This is a genomic window from Arthrobacter rhombi (assembly GCF_039526245.1).
Lineage (GTDB): Bacteria > Actinomycetota > Actinomycetes > Actinomycetales > Micrococcaceae > Arthrobacter_H > Arthrobacter_H rhombi.
Map to the genome: position 1 here is coordinate 1 of NZ_BAAAIV010000002.1, position 5,407 is coordinate 5,407.

At 53.7% G+C, this 5,407-nt stretch carries 2 protein-coding genes; both read right to left on the reverse strand.

All coding sequences use genetic code 11. The features are described 5' to 3' along the window. Positions 1 to 40: 40 nt before the first annotated feature. Positions 41 to 1,921, reverse strand: coding sequence for a DrmB family protein (drmB, locus tag ABD088_RS00975; RefSeq protein ID WP_343899477.1), 1,881 nt, complete (start codon positions 1,919 to 1,921; stop codon positions 41 to 43). Beyond that, positions 1,854 to 5,078 carry a helicase-related protein gene (locus tag ABD088_RS00980; RefSeq protein WP_343899479.1) on the reverse strand — a complete coding sequence of 1,075 codons (3,225 nt, stop codon included), beginning with the start codon at positions 5,076 to 5,078 and terminating at the stop codon, positions 1,854 to 1,856. Before ABD088_RS00980 ends, drmB begins: the two co-directional genes overlap by 68 nt. Positions 5,079 to 5,407 lie beyond the last annotated feature (329 nt).

The window sequence follows — 5,407 nt, forward strand, 5'->3', positions numbered from 1 at the left end:
GCACTGAGCGCCTGAAAACGTTCACCGAAGGACACAACCGCTACACCACTTCCCGGGACTTGACCCAAGCCGCAAGATTGCATCCGTCTGGCCCTTGTCCCGTACGTCCAAGATCCATGCAAATTGGGTCCGAAGCGCACCATTCACTCTCAGAAATTGCGGCTGCAAACACTTTCTCGAGGTTGTCTTGATTTGCCATCCTCACAAGCCCCCCCATTGTCCCTTCGGAATCGCCGGCAGCCGTATATATGAGCACTCCTGCCATTGGATCGCTCATTTGCTCATCATGGACGTAAATTCTCTCCCTTAGCGAGGCGCTGCTGTAGCCGCAGGAAAAGATAAGTTGATTAATCATGACGTGCGCGAACGTATGAAGAAGGACTAGCCTGGCGCTCACGCCGGATACATGAGAATCCCCGCTGCTGCGCACAAGTTCATCGTGCTTGGAAGCAAGCTTCTCAATCCGCCTCTCAACAGCTGGAGTCGCTTCCCAGGCTGCCAGCCTGTCCTCGCGGAATTCGAAAAATATTCCTTCGCCACGAACGACAAATGCTGGAAGCCAAGTCCTACTGGCGCTCCCCTTGCTTCGTTGAAGTGAAGCCTTGCCGGCCTCGAGCGACAAAGCTGAATCTCGAAGTCGCGTAAAGCCTCGAAGCGCACGAGTCTCCCGTAGCGACTCTATTTTGTGCACAAGTTGAAAGTGACCGGAAACCGACTCTGCCATTCCGGGATCGCTGGTCCTGAGGTCTTCGAAATTCAAAATACGCCCAAGCGCACTGTATTCCGGCGCGCGCCAAAGCGCCTGCGAATTGAGCTCTTCTTCGTCACAAGATTCCTCCGCACTTGGTGCGTCCTCAAATTCCGTTCCAAGTAATTCGTCAATTGCGGCAGCTACTACATCGTCTTCGTACCCAAGCAGATATTCCGACGGCACGAGCTTCCGGACGTCAGCGACAGAAACACCCATTCCTATCTGCGCGAGAAATGACAATTTTGATTCAACTTGTGGCTTTCTCAAGCTCTCGACCAGGTCAGGCGGGGTTGGAGAATTACCATTGGGTAAAAAGATCGAGGTTTCAATCTTAGGAAAGTAAACATTCCCAGATCCGCGCAGGGCTCCTCGAAGCGGCTTGCTGCAGTCCTCGTATTCTTGAGTCCAAGGCTTGCTCCCCTGGCAAAGGAACTTGTTGCCCGGAATGAGGTTGTCCGAAACGAAAGACGTTTCCTGACCATCGACGTCATTACCACCCTCAAGTATCCGCCCTAATGTACGCTTTGCTCCGCACTCGCATTGAACCACCTGTCCAGCGAGCGAACCGCTGCCAGCAGCACGAAGTGACATAGAACGGTCACAAGATGGATTCGAGGATTTGTGAGCCCACTCTCTAAATGGGAAGTCCGAAAGGTGGCCCGATGAACAAATCGCGATAAAGGGAACCTGATGCATGATGGGACGTGACTTCCAGCCTTCATGAATCGGTGAATCGCATCGGACCGTTTCGCTTCTGGTCAACGGTGTTTTTTGAAGCCGTCGGCAGCTCAACCATGGGCAGAAGTTCCAGCCAGGAAACCGAAGAGCCGGGACTGTAAGATACTCGTTCTTCCCACCAGATTCCGATTGTCGCCTACGACTTCTAAAATCTGGCGGTAGTCGCAATTCATCAACTCTGAGACGTTTCAGCAAGCGAGGATCAGTAGCAGGAGCCGTGAACTCTTCCAGATACAGTTCACTTCCACTTGGCACGTTGAACCACGCATCAAGTCCCGCAGTTATGATCGAAGTCCCGTTTACGAGCGTACTCATTGCGCCCACTCCAAACGGCGAAACCAGCTGTCCTCGGCGGATCGGCCCCCTATTCATTCGTGCCTTCCCCATCCAGCTCAGCGTAATAAGTAGAAACTCGAAGCTGACACTCCGCATCCACGTTTCGCATGGATGAAGCGACCTCCCACATGGGGAGTGATTCTTCGGTTCCTACAGAACCCGCGTAGCGCATGAGTCCATCCGTCACCGAACCTCCCTGCTGGTTCCCATCCCATTCAGTCCGATTCCACGCATTCGCCTTCCTGACTAAACTGTCTCGATATTTGCTAACAAGTTCTTCACCGTTCGGGTCTACTTGTCGCGCTCGGCTCCGAACCAGTTCTACGCCGCGATCAAAAGCTTCATTCGGAAAAGGAAATGGAGTGCCATATGCAGTTGTCTGACGAACGAAAGATGCGGCTGCTCCTTGCAGTCCTCTTCGGACGACCGGCTCAGCAAACGGCGTAAGGCTCGTCGGTTCAACTCCGGCAAAAAGCCGCTCGTGGTACTCTCGAAACCTCTCAAAGTGGCTTCTGTCACGCGGCTTCGATACACCGTAAAGTGTCAAGACCAGCCCTGGAGCTTCCTTCCACTTTCTGCCGACCCGACCGCTTACCTGAATGTATTGAGCGGTCGATTTCGGCTGCCCAACGATAGTCATCAACGAAAGGCGATCAATGTCGACCCCGACTTCCACAATGCTTGAAGCTAAACTGATATCGACAGTCTGAGTCTTCGACGTTTCTAGCGATACCTCCAGCTCTTCAAGGGCCTTCGTTATCTCCTCGCTCCGTCGACTCGTGAGCTCTCGGACATTCTTGGGCATCCGCATACTAATCCGATCGACGCCTTCTCTCGCTGCCCATCCCTTTAGATAGTCCGGAATATCAGATTGCAAGAGTGAGACGGTGTTTCCGAGCTCGCGCAGACTGTTGAAGAAACAAAGGTTTGTCCAATATGGATCCCGCTGTTCAGGCTCCAAGCGCATGCCACCAACAAGGGCTGCCGATAGCACTCTAACTTGAGTACTCTGCATGGATCTCAGAGCTGGCGCGTGAATCCCCAAGTATCGGCGTCCGGGTTTGAAGGTTCCGTCCTCATTCACTGCAGGCTCAGCAAAAAATGAATGCCCCTGTTCAAGGCCATTTGGAGGAAATAGAGTGGCTTCCTCACGTCCGTACAAGTCTCGGATCTGCGTCTTGAAGTTCCTGATTGTTGCAGTTGCTGCAATGATCTTTGGCCTGACCGGAGGAATGTGACGGCGATCCGTGCAAAGTTCTTCGATGACAGGCTCGTAGATTCCAACCATCGATCCTAGAGGCCCGGAAATGAGGTGCAACTCGTCTTGAATAATTAGGTTAGGAGGAGAAAGCTCCCTTTCGCCATCAATTCCAAGACCAAAAAGACGACGAGCTTCGGTACGCCAGGCTAACATTGCAAATTTATCTACCGTTCCCAGCAAGAAACTTGGTCTGGCAGCATAAATACCGTCATCCACGACGTGAATCGGAAGCGAACTTCGTCCGCCAAATGGGCAGCCAACGTCTGGGCAAACGAATTCGATACGCTGACCGACTCTCTCGTAGCCGTGGAGCATCCCCTTTCCCCTTGCCAACCGCGAGTAGCCAAACCTCGCTCCGCACCAAGGACACTTGCGTAGCAGGAAGCGATTCGTCGCATCAGGGGATTTCGACATGTCGCCATGGTCTCGGATGGCGTCTTTCCATCTGTTGGGCGTCGCTCCTCCCCCAACCCAAATTCCGATACTAATTGGCTCGGTCCCCAGATTCAGTCCTGGCCGCCGACGCATGTGTTCCAGAACCGCAATCAATGATGAAGCCCTTGAGAACTGCTGCGCAGACAGGAGGCGCAACGTATATCGCATCATCACCGTTGTCCCGGAATCTTCCGGATTCTCTAGTCTCCTATGGATAATCGCAAACGCTGCGGCCCCTAAATAGGCTTCCGTCTTCCCGCCGCCCGTGGGAAAGAAAATCAGATCAACGTTTTCACGCTGCGAATCCGTGGGATCGACAAGCTCGGGAATTACGCTCAAGAAGAATCCGATTTGAAAGGCTCTCCAACTCGCCCTTGAGTCCTCTATCTGAGGATCAATCGGCATCGGAGTGGAAAAGTTGGTGCGCATTCCCTTCAAGGTGAATTCGCGCTTGGGCAATCGAGAACGATACTGCTGCATCAGAATTGCTTCGTTCGCCAGCTTAAAAGCCAACCGTGCACGTTCATCACCCTGTACTACCTTCAGCCCCGCCCTCATACGGGAAAGTGCGACTTCACAGCGCTGGAGGTTTGTTTTGGCAGCCTTAACATATTGTGTTTGCAGAGTCGGAACGACTTGCTTTTGCTCTTCGATCCACGCTTCGTAGGATTCAAGTACTCGCTCCAGTTTCGAGTCTCCCACCGAGCTGCCGTTGGCGAGCAATTTCATTTCAACGCTTAGAGCGCTGGGGCATCCTGCCTCGTCTACAACAGTGATGTCCGGTGTCGGGCTCGGCCCTTCATAGGTTGGAAGGGTTTCGGCCCAAATTCTATCAACGCAATCGCCAACTGGTTCGCCCCAGTTAGCGGCACAACCATGGCCGCGAGCAAAGGTCCTGGTATTTCTGAAAAGCAAGGCCAACTCGGCCATTTCTTCATCAGTGCTGTCTATCAACGGCCGTTCAGCGAAAGGTCGGAAAGCGAATTGCCCGAGGGTGCAAATTTCCAACTCAGTCTGAAATAAGATTGACTCTTGGCCGACCCCAGAGTGGCAGTTCTCAAGAATAAACGTCGCCAGGGTCTCGCCGTTTTGGCTGCTAAGGGTGCTTTCGCGAGTGTAGACGCTGACATCTATTTGGGCCTCACCGTCTCCGAAAGATTCACCACTCAACGTCATTGTCTTACGGTGGCTCCCCCGAAGAATGTCGAGGCTGACCCGTCCTCTTACTTCGAAGGGGGCGCGCGCGTACCACGTCAGAGATTGCCCATTTATTCGGACCGAAAACGGCCTATAGCGAGCTCCCCGAACAACCCAGTCCGCGTCAGTGTGAGCAATCGGATCAATCACGCAGGTGACTGCCAAACTGGATGGCAACTTTTCGTACGCGCCTGTCAGCTCTAGATCGTCACCTTCATCTGCGGCAGTTCCGCTTTCCATACCTATTTCAGCGGAATGCACCAGACCGGCAGGTTGTTCCCGCGAAGCCTCTTCATCGCGGCTCCCTAGGGCGTCGATATCGACTTCCGGTGCCCCCTCTACTGGATGTCGTGGGAACAAGAGCCCCACACCGTAACGGTTTCCAGGTTGACCACTTGATATGACCTCTTCGCCGGACGAAGCCACGTGCCAAGGACCGCCTGCCTCAGCGTAGTTAGCGAATACGATGGGACTATCTAGGTCAAGGGGCTTCCCCTGCCGCTCCGCCAGAGAAAGGGGCCCCAGTAGCTCTCTGCGAAGCTCACCCTGAACAACGTTTCTAGCGATCATCTCTTACCACCTTCGAGCATTCCAACCAAGGTATCTGCAGCCCCTAAAACAACGAGTAGTGCCCATTAGCGTGGTGTAAGAGGCCAGCCCGCTGGGCGTGGCTCCCGAACGTGAGGCGG